The sequence below is a fragment of the Hydrogenophaga sp. Root209 genome (assembly GCF_001428625.1).
Taxonomy (GTDB): domain Bacteria; phylum Pseudomonadota; class Gammaproteobacteria; order Burkholderiales; family Burkholderiaceae_C; genus Hydrogenophaga.
The window spans coordinates 310,049-326,679 of sequence record NZ_LMIE01000031.1; the positions used below are offsets into that span (position 1 = coordinate 310,049).

A 16,631-nucleotide genomic window follows, 5' to 3' on the forward strand; every position below is an offset into this window, starting at 1 on the left:
CGCAGCGCTCGGCAATGGTGTGTCGGTTCTAGGGCAAGGGGATGAGGATCTTGAAGTCCGTGCATCCCGGCACGCTCTCACACTCGATCAATCCATGGTGCTGCTGAACAAAGGTTTGTGCCAGCGTGAGCCCCAGGCCGGAGCCGCCATCGCGTCCCGACACAAGCGGGAAAAAGATGCGGTCCTTGATCGAGTCTGGTACGCCAGGCCCGTTGTCGATGACATGCAATTCCAATGCCAGGCGATAGCGCTGCTTGCCAAACGTGACTTGCCGACCCACACGGGTCTTGAAAATGATCTTCGCCTCACCCGCCGCGATGCGTTCGGCCAGCGCTTGCGCCGCGTTGTGCGCGATGTTGAGCACGGCCTGGATGAGTTGCTCGCGGTCACCGCGAAACTCGGGAATGGAAGTGTCGTAGTCGCGCACCACGCGCAACCCCTTGGGGAACTCGGCCAGTATGAGCGAACGCACCCGCTCGCAAACCTCGTGAATGTTCACGTCACCCACCACGTGCGGTCGGCGGTGCGGCGCGAGCAGGCGATCAACCAGCGATTGCAGCCGATCAGCCTCGTGGATGATGACCTGTGTGTATTCGATGAGTTCGCGCGAATCCAGCTCCATCTGAAGCAGTTGCGCGGCTCCGCGAATCCCGCCCAGCGGATTCTTGATCTCGTGCGCGAGGTTGCGAATGAGCTCCTTGTTGGCCTGGGCCTGGTCGATCAGGCGCTCCTCGCGCTCTTGTCTGGCCTGTTGCTCCAGCGGCAACAACTCCACCACTACCTCACCCTTGCTCTCGGTCTGGGCCACCACCACATGCACCGGCAAGGATTCATGGCTCACGCGCTTGAGCCAGGCGTCGTAGCGCAAGGCGGCAAATTCGTTGCCCCGGGCGCCACTGAGTGCGTTCTCCAGTAAGGCGGGCTCGGTGAAGCAGTCTTGAAACAGGGAGTTGGCAATGCTGCGTCGGGAGGTGCCCAGCGCATCCTCGAGCGCCGCGTTCGCATACAGCACATGCCCATCTGCATCGACCACCGCAACCAGGGTGGCCAACAAGTCAAGCGATTGAAAACGCCCCGACGAGGCAGCGGGCCGCTTCGCGCCTCCGGCCCCCGTCGGCTTGGGCGGCGCCCCGCGTTTGATGGGAGATGGAGCTGGTGTCTTCTTCAAACCGCTCATCTTGCGGCATTGCCCGACGCGGCAGGCAGCCGGCCCAACTCTCGCTGCAGTCCTGCAACATCGCTCTCGGCGCGTGTCACCGCAGCCTTGAGCTCAGCCACCCGATCCAGATAGCGCTGGTAGTTGCGCGACTCGATGCCCTGCTTTTCGGGCTCGCCATTGGCGTACTCCTTGCGCGCCTGCGCCAGCCGCTCCTCGGCCTTGCGCAACTCGGCCTCCAGAATGGCCTTGGCATCGCTGTCGCGGGCACGCTGCGCATTGGGATCCACACGGTCGTTGCCGTTGCGCGTGGCCGCTGCAGGTGTGGTGCGGGCAGCGGGCGCGGGCTTGGTCCCTTCCACGATCGTGATGTTTCCACCCTCCATCGGGGTGCAGTTGCGGCTCTTGGCCACTTGGGCGTTGTTGGTGTATTCGTTGCCGCAGCGATAGATGCGCTCCTGGGCCTGGGCTTGCAGGCTGCACAAGGCCACAGCGCCTGCGACGAGGCATGGAACGAAAGAGAAATGCAGAGCGGACATGGGCACAGGGTCTCCGTTGGGTCGACACGGCAAAGACTGGCGCCGTTTATCGCGAATCAGTATGACGGAAAACCCTTTGAAAAGTGCCGCCGCCGACCCCATGGACAGGGCCAGATGTCGCTCCAAAACAAAAAGGGACGGCTTGCGCCGTCCCTCGTCTGCATGGACGCCCGGCCAGGCCGAGCGATCCATCACAGGCTGTAGTACATGTCGAATTCGACCGGGTGCGGCGCCATGCGGAAACGCGTGACTTCGGCCATCTTGAGCTCGATGTAGGCATCCAGCATGGAGTCGGTGAACACACCACCCTTGGTCAGGAAGCCGCGACCCTTGTCGAGATACTCCAGCGCCTGGTCGAGGCTGTGGCACACGGTGGGCACCAACTTGTCCTCTTCCGGCGGCAGGTGGTACAGGTCCTTGGTGGCGGCTTCGCCCGGGTGGATCTTGTTCTCCACGCCATCCAGACCGGCCATCATCAGGGCCGAGAAGGCCAGGTAAGGGTTGGCCGAAGGGTCGGGGAAACGCGCTTCGATGCGACGACCTTTGGGATTGGCCACGTACGGGATGCGGATCGAGGCCGAGCGGTTGCGGGCCGAATAAGCCAGCTTCACCGGGGCTTCGAAGCCAGGCACCAGGCGCTTGTACGAGTTCGTGCCAGGGTTGGTAATGGCATTGAGCGCACGGGCGTGCTTGATGATGCCGCCCACGTAGTACAGAGCGAATTCGCTCAGGCCGGCGTATCCGTCGCCGGCGAACAGGTTCTTGCCGTCTTTCCAGATCGACTGGTGAACGTGCATGCCCGAGCCGTTGTCGCCAGCGTAGGGCTTGGGCATGAACGTGGCGGTCTTGCCGTAGGCATTGGCCACGTTCCACACCACGTACTTGAGCACCTGGGTCCAGTCGGCGCGCTCGACCAGCGTGCTGAACCTGGTGCCGATTTCGTTCTGGCCAGCGCCCGCCACTTCGTGGTGGAACACCTCAACCGGAATGCCCAGCGATTCGAGGATCAGGGACATCTCGGCGCGCATGTCTTGCGTGCTGTCGACCGGGGGCACGGGGAAGTAGCCACCCTTGACGGTGGGGCGGTGGCCACGGTTGCCGCCTTCGAGCTTGGCTCCACTGTTCCACGGTGCTTCATATTCGTCGATCTCGCACATCACGCGGCCGGGCTCATTGCTCCAGCGCACGCCGTCGAAGATGAAAAATTCCGGCTCTGGTCCGAAGTAAGCGGTGTCGCCCAGGCCCGAGGCCTTGAGGTAGGCTTCAGCGCGCTTGGCGATGGAACGCGGGTCGCGGTCGTAGGCCTTGCCGTCACCCGGCTCGATCACGTCGCACTGCAGGAACAGCGTGGTTTCTTCGAAGAATGGATCGATGTTGGCGGTGTTGGAGTCGGGCATGAGTTGCATGTCCGAAGCTTCAATGCCTTTCCAGCCAGCGACCGAAGAGCCGTCGAACGCGTGGCCCGAGGTGAACTTGTCTTCGTCGAAGTGGGACACAGGCACGGTGACGTGCTGCTCTTTGCCCCGGGTGTCGGTGAAACGGAAGTCAACGAACTTGACGTCGTTGTCCTTCACCATTTGCATCACGTCTGCGACGGTCTTGGCCATCAAATACTCCTGTAGCTGGGTGAGTGAAAAATGAAAATCGACTTGGGAATGAAGCAGTATTTGTGCCAAACGCAACCCGGGTTCACCTGAACGGGGCATCTGCCTCCAAACGCCCGGGGATTATGGCGCAGGCGATGCGCCACAAAGGTTCGCGGCAAAGCGCTGACGAGGGGTTTTCAGCCTTCAGCGCGAAGGCTGAACCGATGAACGGGACATTCGCACGATTGCGGTGCACTCCAAATGATGTGCACCAACAAGGTGCAACTCAGTTGCGCACCATCTCAGGGCCCAGCTCGGCCCCGTGCAGCTGCAGCCCAGCAAGCAGGCTGGCAAAGGCGTCTGCAACCGCGCCAGAGCCCCCCTTGACGCCCAGTTCGATGTGGCGCCCGAACTCGGGGTGATCGACGCTGGGCAGGCTGAACACCTTGACCGGATACTCCCGCTCAATCCGCTCCATCAATGGCGTCAGTGCCGCCTCCATGGCGCCCATCACGATCACCGAGCGCTCCAGCGAGGAACCTTGGTGGTGCAGGTGAGCATAGGAATGGTCCAGTACCCACTCAATCATCGGCCATGCCATGACTGGAAATCCAGGCACAAAGTGAACCTGCCCCCCACCGGCACCAGTGCAACTGAACCCAGGGATCTTGTTGTAAGGGTTCTGGATGATGTTCGAACCCATTGGGAACACCCCCATGTTGTAGCGGTGCACGTTGTCCGCACGCTGGGGGTCGAAGACCTGACCCTGCTCGGCGGCCACATCGCGCATGCGCGACTCGATCAGCAGCTTGGCTTCGGGATGCAAGGCGAGTTCAACCTCCAAGGCAGCAGCCGCACACTGGCGGGTGTGATCGTCAGGGGTGGCACCGATGCCGCCGCATGAAAAAACAATGCCCGGCTGAGCAAATGCGTCTCGCAGATTGGCGGTGATGCTCGGGCGGTCGTCGCCCACAAACCGCGCCCAGGACAGTGACATGCCTCGCGCGTTCAACAGCTCGATGACCTTGGACAGGTGCTTGTCCGAGCGCTTGCCCGAGAGGATTTCGTCGCCAATGATGATCAGGCCGATGGCTGGCTTCATGAAGTGCTCAACAAAAAGAAAGGAATGGTCACGCCGCGCCGGTCTGATCTGGCCCGCGCAGTTGCGGCGGCTCGGAGCGGGCTTCAGACGGGCGAACACGTTCTGGATCGGCGTCAAGCACCTCCACCGGCACCACGGCACGCAAGCGCTGCAGCGCCGCGAGCGCGAAGTGGGCAAACCAGAGCGAGGCAAAGGCAAACACCAGCGTGTATATCCAGATGGCCAATGGCACCAACAGCGGCGCCATGGCAATGAACATGGCGCCGGAAGCCCACAGCAAAGTGGGGGCTGCGCCCAAATAGCCGCTGAGCACACCCATGAGCAGCAAGCTGCCGCGGTGCTCTCTCAAGATGGATTTGCGCTCGTCACTGCTGGCATGCGTGGCCAGCGCGTCAAACGCAAAAACGCGGTATGTGAGCCAACCCCAGATCAGGGGCGGCAGGATCAGCACCAAGGGGGGTACCAGCCACAACGGCAAGGAAATCACCAGCGCAACGATGGCCAGCAGTGTGGAGCCCAATGACCAGAGCACACTGATCACCAGCGACCCGCCGTGTTTGCGCTCCAGGCTGGCGAAGCGACGCTGCCCCACCAGATCCACCATCGCCGGCGTCATGAACATCGCCACCAGCAACAGACACAGCAGCACGATCACAGGAGTGGCCAGCACCAACACCAGCAGCGGCGCAAACACGCCTCTGAGTGGACCCATTCCGATCCGGTCCATCCAGGCCAGCAAGGTTTCCACGAGCTCAAATGATGCCAGCCAGGCACCCACCGAGGCCACTGCGCCCTCCCAGAAAAAGTAGCCCAGGCCGAACGACAGGACGACCATCAAGATCAGGGGGAGAAAGGACAGGGCGATCACCCTGGGGTGGACGCAGTACGCAACGGCCCGCCAGAAAGAATCGAACAACAAGGTCATCGCATGAGAATACAGCCAATCCAGGACACAGATGGGGCTCGGCACAACGTGTATCGGTGTGCCGCAGAACGAAGGCAATCACGTTGAAGACAACTCAAACGCTGCTTGAAGGCTAGCATCTGAACGATGAATCGCATCGTCATTTCAGGCGTGGGGCTCGAGGTGGCTCACATTCCCGGCTCAACCAACAAGAGTCCACTTGTCTTTCTGCATGAAGGCTTAGGCAGCGTCTCTCTCTGGCAGCAGCGAGGACGACTCTGGCCCGCCGAACTGTGCGCCGCGACTGGTCGCACCGGCTGGATATATTCAAGACGCGGTTACGGACAATCAGACCCGGTGGAAGACGTCAGGGGCCCTCCGCGCCGTAGCGGACCATGGCACATCGGCCGCCACGAGCCCGACTACATGCATCTGGAGGCCAACGAAGTGTTGCCACAGGTGCTCCAGCAGTTGGACATCGGCCGCCCGGTTCTGGTGGGACATTCCGACGGTGCCACGATTGCATTGCTGCACGCTGCAAACCATGACGTGGCAGGTTGCGTGGCGCTAGCGCCCCATGTGTTCGTGGAAGAGATGTCATTGAAGGCCATCGCTCAGGCCAAAGCGCTCTTTCAGGCCGCGCCACAATCCGCAGATGGCCTGCGCCAGCGGCTGGCCCGTCACCATCGAGATGTCGACAACGCTTTCTGGCAGTGGAACGATGTCTGGCTCAGCGAGGCATTCCGCACGTTCGACATCAGGGCAGAAATACGGACCATTGCTTCGCCACTGCTCATGGTGCAAGGCTTGGAAGACGAGTACGGCTCCATGGAGCAATTGAGGTCGATTGAAACAGTGATCGCCGGTGCCTTGAGGCTCGAGCTTGCCCAGTGCGGGCACAGCCCCCACCGAGATCAGCCCGATCATCTCACCGAAGCGGTAGAAAGCTTTTTGAGCCGCATTGTTTGACGACCGTTTGGAAGTTACTCACTTTGTAGGATGTACGAACGTCCAGCAGTGTGCACAATCGGTCTGGGGGTGTAATGTGGACCAAATAGCCCATCAAACGGTGCCCAAACCCCAAGAAATTCACACCTTCTTCGTGTATCGAGATTGCAGACCCTCCATGGCTGGCGACAACTGCATACACTTTGATACAGATAGACGAACACCCTCCGATCCTCATGACCGACTGGACCAACCCATGGCTGCTTGCAGTGCTGGTGCCCGCTTTGCTGGCGCTGGGCGCGCTGCTGCACCGCATGTGGGCAGAACGGAAGGCCAGGGAGAAAAGACGCATCCCGAAACACTGGCCCTTGAGCACGCGAGCGCTGGCCAACAGCGAAGAAGCCAGGGTATGGCATTGGCTGGCCAGAGCCTTTTACGATCATCACGTGATGATCAAGCTCCCCGTGACGCGCTTCACCCTTCCACGGGACCGAGAACAAGGCATGGAGTGGTACAAGTTGCTGGGCAGTGTGTATTGCACGTTCACCGTGTGCCGATCTGACGGCCGGGTGCTCGGTTGCCTCGATGTGCCTGGAAGTGCTGGCCTTCCGCGCAGCACGCGAGCACTCAAGCACTCATTGCTGACCCAGTGCGGCCTGCCCTACTGGGTTGTTCGCTCCAACAGTCTTCCCACCGTGGCCGAAATCCGAGCCGAATTCCTGGGCGAATCTGCGCTGAGCCAGTCGATGCGCGAGCGCGAAATGGAGGAGCGCGCCATCATCGCCGCGCAGGCCAACCTGCGCACGGTATTGACCCGCCAACGCAGCACCCGCGCCAGCGACTTCTCCCCACTCTCCACGTGGCCCAACAGCACCACGGGCGAGCCACGAAGCGACTTCAACTCTCAGTGGCAAGAGAACTCTTTCCTGATGCCGCTCGACAGCCGCAAAGGCGATCTCCTCTGAACGACGTCGTGGGCATCAGCCAGAGGTCTTTTGAGTAAGCGACGCGACTTCTTCTCGACTCAGCCATCGCCAGCGACCGGGCATCAAATCACCGGTCAGCGAAAGCACTCCCACCGACGACCGATGCAGGGCCTCTACCCTGTTGCCGACCGCAGCCACCATGCGCTTGACTTGGTGGTACTTGCCTTCGGTCAGCGTCAATTTCAGGTGAAACTCGCTCTCAGCCGAACACGCTTGGGCCTTAACAGGCTTGGGATCGTCGTCAAGAACCACGCCCTCCAGCAATCGGATCACCTGCTGCTCATCCAGAGGATGTTTGACCTGCACCTCGTACACCTTGGGAACGTGATGACGGGGAGAGGTCAACCGATGAATGAACTTGCCGTCATCCGACATCAACAACAGACCCGTGGTGTCCTGGTCAAGACGGCCCACCGCCTGCACGCCCGCAGCCGCTCCACCGCCACGGGAACGCAATGGGCCGGGCAACAGGGTGTAGACGCTCGGATAGGTGCTGGGCTTTTGCGAACACTCGAAACCCGCAGGTTTGTGAACCATGAGGTAGGCGTGCTCGTGGTAGACCCAGGTTTCGCCCTGAACCTGGAACACCAAACCCTCCTCGACAAACGCGGCTGTGGGATCGGTGCATGCTTGCCAGTCCGTACCCTCTTCCACCTTCACCAGCCCTTGCTGAATGAGTCCGCAACAGATTCGGCGGGTACCAAAACCTTGTGAAAAAAGAATGTCCTGCAATTGCATCATGATGCGGGAATTGTCGCCGCTGTACAGCTGCTCGCCTTCGAGTCAGGACAATGCCCCATCGCATGCATCGCGCCTTGAAGTCAAACTGCGCAAATGCCTGATTCAAAAAGAAAAAAGGCCGCCAACTGAATCTTGTTGGCGGCCTTTATCAGGTCGTATGGTGGAGCTGGGGGGATTTGAACCCCCGTCCGCAAGCCTTCTTCGAGCAGTTCTACATGTGTAGCCGTCTGATTTAAGTCTCGCCGCCCGAGTCGCGCAGTGGCACGCTAAACGGGAAGCCAGCATCCTTGAGTCTCGCCCTGCGTCAAGGTGCCCGACGCAAAGCCAGCCGATGAAATTATCCTTGCAGCCGGGAGGTCTTGCGACCCCCTTGCCCAGCCCATCGGCCTGCTGTTGCAAGGCTCACCGCTGATTAAGCGGCGAGTGCGAAACGTTCGTCGTTTGCAGTTGGTTTTTTTCTGTTGCTTTACGAGGTGACAGAACCTCGACATGCCCTGCTGCGCGTCCGAACCCACGTCGAAACCAGTGCAGCCCCAAGTACTCTATTTTAAGACGGTTCGAGCAATTGCAAGACCTGCAACGGAGAAGAAACTTCAGCGTCGGCACCCCAGGACGCAACGTCAGCCCCTGCACCCAGATAGCCATAACGCGCTGCCACGGTCCACATGCCTGCCGAACGCCCTGCGCGGATGTCGCGCTCGTCATCACCGACATAGATGCACTGGGCTGGAAGCAACGACATGCGGCGCGCCGCTTCCAGCAGGGGCGCGGGGTGCGGTTTGGCGTGAGACGTCGTGTCACCGCTGATCACAGTGGCTGCCGAATCGAACAGCCCCATGGAGCGGGTGAGGGGCGTCGTGAAACGCTGAGCCTTGTTGGTCACAACCCCCCAGCGCAAACCGCGCTCAAGCAAAGAAGACACCAGTTGAACCACCTCCGCGAAGGGGCGAGTGCGCTGGGTCAGGCAGTTTTCGTAGTGAATGAAGAACTCTTCCTTGTATTGTTCGTATTCGACATGTTCAGCATTCATACCGAATGCCACTTGCAACATGCCGCGCGCACCGGAACCCACATGGGGGCGGTATTCCGCCAATGGTTTGGGCGGCAAGCCGCGCTGCAGGCGCATGCCATCTGCCGCTGCGCCCAAATCGGGCGCGCTGTCAATCAGCGTCCCGTCCAGATCAAACAGCACTGCGCGCACCCCGTGGAAAGAAACGAACCTCATGTTTTTCGGGTGGCAAACAGATAATTGACGCTGGTGTTCTGACTCAACCAGTAGCGACGAGTCAGTGGGTTGTACTCCATGCCGCGCGTGTCCGACAGCTCAAGTCCAGCGTCGCGACCATACCGGGCCAACTCGCTTGGCCTGATGAATTTGGCGTACTCATGGGTCCCTTTGGGCAACAGTTGCAGGAGGTATTCGGCACCCAGGATTGCAAACAGAAACGACTTGGGGTTGCGGTTCAAGGTCGAGAAGAAGACCCAGCCACCAGGTTTCACAAGAGTCGCACACGCACGAACAACGGAAGATGGATCGGGCACATGCTCAAGCATTTCCATGCAGGTGACCACATCGAACGAGCCCGGCTCCTGCAACGCCATGGCCTCTGCACTGATTTCCAAGTACTCGACATTGGTCGTGCCTGCTTCGAGCGCATGCAACTGGGCTACTCGCAGTGCTTTGACCGAAAGATCGATACCTGTCACCCTGGCGCCTTTTCTCGCCATGGCATCCGAAAGAATGCCACCGCCGCATCCGATATCCAGTACACGTTTGCCTGCAAGTTGAGCCATTCCATCAATCCAGCTCAATCGCAATGGATTGATCTGGTGGAGTGGCCGAAACTCGCTTTCAGGATCCCACCAGCGATGAGCCAGATCGGAGAATTTGGCCAACTCGGCTGGGTCGGCATTGAGGTTGTGATTCATTGTTTGATTATCGTCAGCCCATGAAAAAACCGCGCCGAGGCGCGGTTTTCTTGGAGCAACCCGAAGGTTTACTTGTTGGCGCGGGTGCCGACAACTTCCACTTCGACGCGGCGGTTCTTGGCGCGGCCTTCGCGGGTGGCGTTGTCTGCCACTGGCTGGGTCAGACCCTTGCCTTCGGTATAGATGCGGTTGCTTTCTATGCCTTTGCTCACCAAATAGGCCTTGACGGCTTCAGCACGGCGATTGGACAGGGCTTGGTTGTAACCAGCAGCGCCAGTGGAGTCAGTGTGACCCACGGCAATCACAACTTCCAGGTTGATACCGGAAACTTTGCTGGCAAGGTCGTCCAGCTTGGCTTTGCCTTCTGGCTTGAGCACGGCTTTGTCGAAGTCGAAGAACGCATCGGCAGCGTAGGTAACTTTGGACGCGGCAGGAGCAGGTGCGGCGGCAGGAGCGGGCGCGGGGCGTGCGGCTGGGGCAGGTGCCGGCGCTGCAGCAGGAGCCGGTGCAGGAGCAGCCACAGGAACAATGGCGCCGTCGCAACCGACAGCGGCAGTTGCAGGCGTCCAGTTTGCATTGCGCCAGCACAGTTCATTGGTACCGTTTTTCCAGACCAGTTCGCTGGTGCCATTGCGCCAGTTGTCGATGGTTTGGGCGCCGGCGGCCGTTGCCATGGCGGCCGTTGCGATCAGCATTGCCACTTTGTTGAGTTTTTTCATGGTTTTCCTCTTGGTAAGCCGCAGACAATCTGCGTACAAAAAAAGACGCTTGAAGTGACCACCACTCAAAACGCTGGATTTCATTGTGCCACAAGCGCTATAGCGCCAACCGGCAGTTACGGGCGCCTCGGGGACTGTATTCCGGCTGCCCCCGCATTCGTTGTGGTGTTACAACAAAGCGCGCGCCAAGGCGCGATCCTGTGCCACCCGTAAAATGGCGAGTTGCCTTTTGGCCCACCCGACGCATTTCAGCCCCTGCTCATGACACAGTTCGCCAAAGAGACCCTGCCCATCAGTCTTGAAGAGGAAATGCGCCGCAGCTACCTCGACTACGCAATGAGCGTGATTGTCGGGCGGGCGCTTCCCGATGCGCGCGATGGCCTCAAGCCCGTGCACAGGCGCGTGTTGTTTGCCATGCACGAGCTCAACAACGACTGGAACCGGCCGTACAAGAAATCGGCCCGTATCGTCGGCGATGTCATCGGTAAGTACCACCCGCACGGCGACAGCGCGGTATACGACACGATCGTTAGGATGGCGCAAGATTTTTCGCTCCGCCACATGCTGGTGGATGGACAGGGCAACTTCGGCTCGGTGGACGGCGACAACGCAGCCGCCATGCGATACACGGAAATCCGCCTGTCGAAAATCTCGCACGAGATGTTGGCCGACATTGACAAGGAAACCGTCAACTTCGGCCCCAACTACGATGGCTCTGAAAAGGAGCCCTTGGTACTGCCTTCTCGCCTGCCCAACTTGCTCGTCAACGGCTCGTCGGGCATTGCGGTAGGCATGGCCACCAACATTCCGCCGCACAACCTCAATGAGGTTGTTGATGCGTGTCTGCACCTGCTGAAGCACCCGGAAGCATCAATCGATGAATTGATGGAGATCATCCCGGCCCCCGACTTCCCCACGGCCGGCATCATCTACGGCATCAATGGCGTGAAGGATGGATATCGCACAGGTCGCGGCCGGGTTGTGATGCGCGCGAAGTGCCACTTTGAAGACATCGACCGCGGTCAGCGCCAGTCGATCATCGTGGACGAGCTCCCATACCAAGTCAACAAGAAGACTCTGCAGGAGCGCATTGCCGAGCTGGTGCACGAAAAGAAGATCGAAGGCATCAGCCACATCCAGGACGAGTCGGACAAATCGGGCATGCGCCTGGTGATCGAGCTCAAGCGGGGAGAAGTGCCGGAGGTGGTGCTCAACAACCTGTACAAGCAAACGCAACTGCAGGACACCTTCGGCATCAACATGGTGGCGCTGGTCGACGGCCAGCCCCGTTTGTGCAACCTCAAAGACCTGATCCAGGTGTTCCTGGAGCACCGCCGTGAGGTCGTGACCCGTCGCACCGTGTTCAACCTGCGCAAGGCACGCGAACGCGGTCATGTGCTCGAAGGCCTGGCGGTGGCACTGGCCAACATTGACGATTTCATCAAGATCATTCGCGAGTCGCCCACGCCCCCCGTGGCGAAGGCTGAACTGATGGCGCGACCTTGGGACAGCCAACTCGTGCGCGAGATGCTCACCCGCACGCGCAGCGATGGCGGCGTGATCAACGCCGACGATTACCGGCCCGAGGGCCTGGAGAAGGCGTTCGGCATGGGCGGTGACGGTCTGTACCGGCTTTCCGAGACACAGGCGCAGGAAATCCTGCAGATGCGCCTGCAGCGCCTGACCGGCCTGGAGCAGGACAAGATCGTCGCGGAGTACAAGGAGGTCATGGGCGAGATCGACGATCTGCTCGACATCCTGTCCAAACCCGAGCGCGTCTCGACCATCATTGGCGACGAGCTGGTGGTGGTGAAGCAGGAGTTTGGCCAGACCAAGCTGGGTGCGCGCCGCAGCGAAATCGAGCACAACGCGCAAGACCTGGCCACAGAGGACCTGATCACGCCCACCGACATGGTGGTCACACTCAGCCACAGTGGCTACATCAAGAGCCAGCCGCTCTCCGAGTACCGGGCGCAAAAGCGCGGCGGGCGGGGCAAACAGGCCACGGCCACGAAGGAAGACGACTGGATCGATCAACTCTTCATCGCCAACACACACGACTACATCCTGTGCTTCTCCAACCGCGGCCGGCTTTACTGGCTCAAGGTGTGGGAAGTGCCCGCGGGTTCGCGCGGCTCGCGCGGTCGACCGATCGTCAACATGTTCCCGCTGCAGGAAGGCGAGAAGATCAATGTCGTCTTGCCTCTGACTGGCGAGATGCGCACGTTCCCGTCAGACCGCTATGTGTTCATGGCGACGAGCATGGGTACCGTCAAGAAAACCGCGCTGGATGAGTTCAGCAATCCACGCAAGGCGGGCATCATCGCGGTGGACCTGGACGAAGGCGACTTCCTGGTCGGGGCTGCGCTCACCGATGGCCAACACGATGTGATGCTGTTCAGCGACGGCGGCAAGGCCGTGCGTTTTGACGAGAACGACGTGCGCCCCATGGGCCGCAACGCACGCGGTGTGCGCGGCATGATGATTGAAGAGACCCAAAGCGTGATCGCCATGTTGGTGGCCGAAGACGAGCATCAGAGCGTGCTGACCGCAACCATCAACGGCTACGGCAAACGCACGCCGATATCCGAATACACCCGCCATGGCCGAGGCACCAAGGGCATGATCGCCATCCAACAAAGCGAGCGCAACGGCAAGGTGGTGGCCGCCACGCTGGTGCACACCGACGACGAAATCATGTTGATCACCGACAAGGGCGTGCTGGTGCGCACCCGCGTCGCCGAGATCCGTGAAATGGGTCGCGCCACGCAAGGCGTCACACTGATCGCGCTGGATGAAGGTGCCGAACTCTCAGGCCTGCAGCGCATCGTTGAGAACGATGCCAATGTGCCAGAGCTTGACGACTCGAATGAGACCAACGAGGTCGACGATCCGGGCACTGAAGCGTGATGGCGCGCCCCTTCAACTTCTCAGCCGGTCCGGCGGCCATGCCCGCCGAAGTGTTGCAGCAAGCCGCTGACGAGATGCTCGACTGGCGGGGCAGCGGCATGAGCGTGATGGAGATGAGCCACCGCGGCAAGGAGTTCAGCACCATCATCGAGACAGCAGAAGCCGATCTGCGGGAACTGCTGGCAGTGCCGGCAGAGTTCCGTATCTTGTTCATGCAAGGTGGCGGACTGGCCGAGAACGCCATTGTGCCGCTCAACCTCTCGCGCGGCGGCAAGGTGGACTTTGTGATCACGGGCAGCTGGAGCGAGAAGTCCATCAAGGAAGCCGCGCGCTATGCCCAACCCGTGCTGGCCGCCAGCAACGCCGATTCCGGCCACACCACCTTGCCTTCGCCCGCCACCTGGAAGCTCAGCGCAGACGCTCAGTACGTACACATCTGCAGCAACGAAACCATCCACGGCATCGAATTCCACGAATTGCCCAACCTCAAGGCTTTGGGCAGCAACGCGCCGCTGGTGATCGATTTTTCCTCCCATGTGGCATCGCGACCGGTGGACTGGTCGCGCGTGGGCTTGGCCTTTGGAGGCGCGCAAAAGAACCTGGGCCCGGCTGGTGTGACCCTCGTGGTCGTACGCGAAGAACTGCTGGGCCATGCCCTTCCCGTCTGTCCGAGCGCATTCGACTACAAGACTGTGGCGGCGAATGCCTCGATGTACAACACGCCGCCCACCTTCAGCATCTACATGGCTGGCCTCACATTTCAATGGCTCAAGCGACAGACCGAAGGTGGCCTGAGCGGCGTGGCGGCCATGGAGCAACGCAACATCGCCAAGGCCTCGCTGCTCTACGACTTCATTGACGGCTCCGCTTTCTACTTGAACAAGGTCGCGCGCAACTGCCGCTCGCGCATGAACATTCCGTTCTTCCTGCGCGACGAAGCCCTGAACGATGCATTCCTGGCAGGTGCCAAGGGCGCGGGTCTGTTGCAGCTCAAGGGTCACAAATCGGTGGGTGGGATGCGTGCGAGCATCTACAACGCCATGCCACTGGAAGGCGTGCAAACGCTGGTGCAATACATGCACGACTTTGAAAAAACACGGGCCTGACCCCAGGCCTCAGAACCCGAAGACATGACCCAACCCACCCAGTCAGATGCCCTGGCGGTCCTGCGCGTCCAGATCGACGCGCTGGACCAGCAGTTGCTGTCGTTGCTCAACGAGCGTGCGCGCGTGGCCGAGGAAGTCGGCGTCATCAAGCGGCGAGAAGGTTCGCCATTTTTCAGACCGGACCGCGTGGCGCAGGTGATCGAGAAAATCCAGGGTGCCAACCAAGGCCCTCTCCTGAACCAGCATGTGGCATCGATCTGGCGCGAAATCATGTCGGCCTGCCTCGCGCTCGAAGCGCCGCAACGTGTGGCGGTGCTGGGTCCGCAGGGCACCTTCTGCGAGCAGGCAGCCATCGAGTTCTTCGGCAGTGCAGCCAACCTGATCTACTGCGCCGACTTCGACGAGGTGTTCCACGCCACCGCCGCCGGCACCGCACAATTTGGTGTGGTGGGCATGGAGAACTCCACCGAAGGCGTGGTGGCGCGGTCGCTGGACCTGTTCCTGCGCTCGCCCGTGCATGTGGTAGGTGAAGTGAGCCTGCTGGTGCGTCACAACCTGCTGCGCCAGCTCAACACGCTGGACGGCATCGAAGTGGTCATGGCGCATCCCCAGGCCTTGGCCCAGTGCCAGAACTGGCTCTCGCAGCACCTGCCCAAGGCCGAAAAGCGGGCAGTCTCCAGCAATGCCGAAGGCGCCCGACTTGCGGCCACCAATCCTGCTTGGGCCGGCATCGCCAGTGAGCGCGCTGCGGCTCAATTCGGCTTGCACATCGTCTCGCACGCCATCCAGGACGAGGCCTACAACCGCACGCGCTTTGCCGTTATCGCCTTGCCCCAGACGCTGGCCATGCCGCCTGCCTCGGGACGCGACTGCACCAGCCTGGTGGTGTCGGTCCCCAATCGGCCAGGGGCGGTGCACGACCTGTTGGTGCCTCTCAAGAACAACGGTGTCTCGATGACGCGTTTCGAGTCGCGGCCGGCGAAATCCGGACAGTGGGAGTACTACTTCTATATCGACATCGCAGGCCACCCATCGCAGCCCAATGTGGCCGCCGCCCTACAAGAACTGCAAGGCCTGTGCGCTTTCTACAAGGTGCTGGGCGCGTACCCGGTGAACGAATGATGTTTGAACAACTGGGATTGATCGGCTGCGGCATGATGGGCGGCTCGTTTGCGCTGGCTCTCAAGCGCGCCGGTCTGGTCAAACGCGTGGTCGGCTACAGCAAGTCTCCCTCCACCACCGAGCGGGCACGCCAGCTGGGTGTGATCGACGTCGAGGCACCCTCTGCGTTGCTGGCCGTTTCGGGCGCTGATCTGGTGCTGCTCGCCGTGCCCGTGTCGGCCACCGAAGCCACCTTCAAGGCCATCCGGCACTTGGTGCGCGGTGACGTGTTGATCATGGATGTGGGATCGACCAAACGCGAAGTGATCGATGCGGCGCGACGCGTGCTCAAGGATCAGGTGGGCGTGTTCGTGCCAGCACATCCGATTGCGGGCAAGGAACTCGCCGGCGTCGACCATGCAGATCCCGATCTGTACAAGGGCCGTCAGGTCATCCTTACGCCGATCGAGCGCACGCTCACGGCGCAACTGGACAAGGCACACAAGGTCTGGACCGCATTGGGTTGCCACGTCAAGCAGATGTCGCCCGAAGCGCACGACGCTGCCTACGCAGCGGTGAGCCACCTGCCCCACTTGGTGGCGTTTGCCCTGATGAACGGCATCCAGAGTCAACAACAGGCTGCGGACTTCCTGTCGCTGGCCGGCCCAGGCTTTCGCGATTTCACGCGCATTGCGGCCAGCGACGCCGCCGTCTGGCGCGACATCCTCATGTCCAACCGCGAAGAACTCCTGGCGCAGTCCCGATTTTTCCAGCGCGCTCTGCATGCGTTGGAGACGGCCATCAATGCCGACAACCCGGACGCGCTGGAAGCCCTCATTGACCAAGCCAGCACTGCCCGCGCCCATTGGCGCATGACCGCCATCAAGCCCCAGAGCTGAGCGAC

At 60.8% G+C, this 16,631-nt stretch carries 15 protein-coding genes and 1 other RNA gene; 6 read left to right on the forward strand and 10 right to left on the reverse strand.

Going from position 1 to position 16,631, the window contains the following annotated elements:
- Window positions 1-28: 28 nt before the first annotated feature.
- The 5 genes from glnL to ASE11_RS19975 form a co-directional block, all read right to left on the reverse strand.
- The gene (gene glnL, locus ASE11_RS19955) at window positions 29-1,177 is read right to left on the reverse strand and encodes a nitrogen regulation protein NR(II) (RefSeq protein WP_082585887.1); all 1,149 of its coding nucleotides are present in this window, start codon (window positions 1,175-1,177) and stop codon (window positions 29-31) included.
- The gene (locus ASE11_RS19960; RefSeq protein ID WP_056275659.1) at window positions 1,174-1,695 is read right to left on the reverse strand and encodes a hypothetical protein; all 522 of its coding nucleotides are present in this window, start codon (window positions 1,693-1,695) and stop codon (window positions 1,174-1,176) included. The genes glnL and ASE11_RS19960 overlap by 4 nt, the downstream gene beginning before the upstream one ends.
- Window positions 1,696-1,886: 191 nt before the next feature.
- Complete coding sequence (glnA, locus tag ASE11_RS19965; protein WP_056275661.1) at window positions 1,887-3,302, reverse strand: type I glutamate--ammonia ligase; 1,416 nt, start codon at window positions 3,300-3,302, stop codon at window positions 1,887-1,889.
- 265 nt (window positions 3,303-3,567) lie between these two features.
- Window positions 3,568-4,383 (reverse strand): competence/damage-inducible protein A, encoded by an 816-nt coding sequence (locus ASE11_RS19970; protein ID WP_056275664.1) that lies wholly within the window; start codon window positions 4,381-4,383, stop codon window positions 3,568-3,570.
- 28 nt (window positions 4,384-4,411) lie between these two features.
- Window positions 4,412-5,308 (reverse strand): EI24 domain-containing protein, encoded by an 897-nt coding sequence (locus ASE11_RS19975; protein ID WP_082585888.1) that lies wholly within the window; start codon window positions 5,306-5,308, stop codon window positions 4,412-4,414.
- Between the two features lie 126 nt (window positions 5,309-5,434).
- On the opposite strand from ASE11_RS19975, the gene ASE11_RS19980 reads away from it, so the two are divergent.
- Together ASE11_RS19980 and ASE11_RS19985 are read left to right on the forward strand one after the other, a co-directional pair.
- Window positions 5,435-6,256 carry an alpha/beta fold hydrolase gene (locus ASE11_RS19980; RefSeq protein ID WP_056275667.1) on the forward strand — a complete coding sequence of 274 codons (822 nt, stop codon included), beginning with the start codon at window positions 5,435-5,437 and terminating at the stop codon, window positions 6,254-6,256.
- Window positions 6,257-6,471: 215 nt separating this feature from the next.
- Window positions 6,472-7,200, forward strand: coding sequence for a DUF2726 domain-containing protein (locus tag ASE11_RS19985; RefSeq protein ID WP_056275670.1), 729 nt, complete (start codon window positions 6,472-6,474; stop codon window positions 7,198-7,200).
- Window positions 7,201-7,215: 15 nt separating this feature from the next.
- On the opposite strand, the gene ASE11_RS19990 is transcribed toward ASE11_RS19985, so the two are convergent.
- The 5 genes from ASE11_RS19990 to ompA all read right to left on the reverse strand — a co-directional run bounded on the left by ASE11_RS19990 (window position 7,216) and on the right by ompA (window position 10,610).
- Complete coding sequence (locus ASE11_RS19990) at window positions 7,216-7,959, reverse strand: pseudouridine synthase (protein WP_056276421.1); 744 nt, start codon at window positions 7,957-7,959, stop codon at window positions 7,216-7,218.
- A gap of 161 nt (window positions 7,960-8,120) precedes the next feature.
- Window positions 8,121-8,497, reverse strand: a transfer-messenger RNA (tmRNA) gene (ssrA, locus tag ASE11_RS25550).
- Window positions 8,498-8,509: 12 nt separating this feature from the next.
- Window positions 8,510-9,187 carry an HAD-IA family hydrolase gene (locus tag ASE11_RS19995; RefSeq protein ID WP_056275674.1) on the reverse strand — a complete coding sequence of 226 codons (678 nt, stop codon included), beginning with the start codon at window positions 9,185-9,187 and terminating at the stop codon, window positions 8,510-8,512.
- Complete coding sequence (gene ubiG / locus ASE11_RS20000; protein ID WP_056275677.1) at window positions 9,184-9,891, reverse strand: bifunctional 2-polyprenyl-6-hydroxyphenol methylase/3-demethylubiquinol 3-O-methyltransferase UbiG; 708 nt, start codon at window positions 9,889-9,891, stop codon at window positions 9,184-9,186. Before ubiG ends, ASE11_RS19995 begins: the two co-directional genes overlap by 4 nt.
- A gap of 68 nt (window positions 9,892-9,959) precedes the next feature.
- Window positions 9,960-10,610 (reverse strand): outer membrane protein OmpA, encoded by a 651-nt coding sequence (ompA, locus tag ASE11_RS20005; protein WP_056275680.1) that lies wholly within the window; start codon window positions 10,608-10,610, stop codon window positions 9,960-9,962.
- 261 nt (window positions 10,611-10,871) lie between these two features.
- On the opposite strand from ompA, the gene gyrA reads away from it, so the two are divergent.
- The 4 genes from gyrA to ASE11_RS20025 are packed head-to-tail and all read left to right on the forward strand — an operon-like array spanning window position 10,872 to window position 16,626.
- Window positions 10,872-13,520 (forward strand): DNA gyrase subunit A, encoded by a 2,649-nt coding sequence (gene gyrA / locus ASE11_RS20010; RefSeq protein ID WP_056275681.1) that lies wholly within the window; start codon window positions 10,872-10,874, stop codon window positions 13,518-13,520.
- Window positions 13,520-14,626: a 3-phosphoserine/phosphohydroxythreonine transaminase gene (gene serC / locus ASE11_RS20015; protein WP_056275684.1), complete on the forward strand. Its 1,107-nt coding sequence runs from the start codon at window positions 13,520-13,522 to the stop codon at window positions 14,624-14,626. Before gyrA ends, serC begins: the two co-directional genes overlap by 1 nt.
- A gap of 24 nt (window positions 14,627-14,650) precedes the next feature.
- Window positions 14,651-15,748 (forward strand): prephenate dehydratase, encoded by a 1,098-nt coding sequence (pheA, locus tag ASE11_RS20020; RefSeq protein ID WP_056275687.1) that lies wholly within the window; start codon window positions 14,651-14,653, stop codon window positions 15,746-15,748.
- A complete protein-coding gene (locus tag ASE11_RS20025; RefSeq protein ID WP_056275691.1) occupies window positions 15,748-16,626 on the forward strand; it encodes a prephenate dehydrogenase in 879 nt (292 codons plus the stop codon). The genes pheA and ASE11_RS20025 overlap by 1 nt, the downstream gene beginning before the upstream one ends.
- Window positions 16,627-16,631 lie beyond the last annotated feature (5 nt).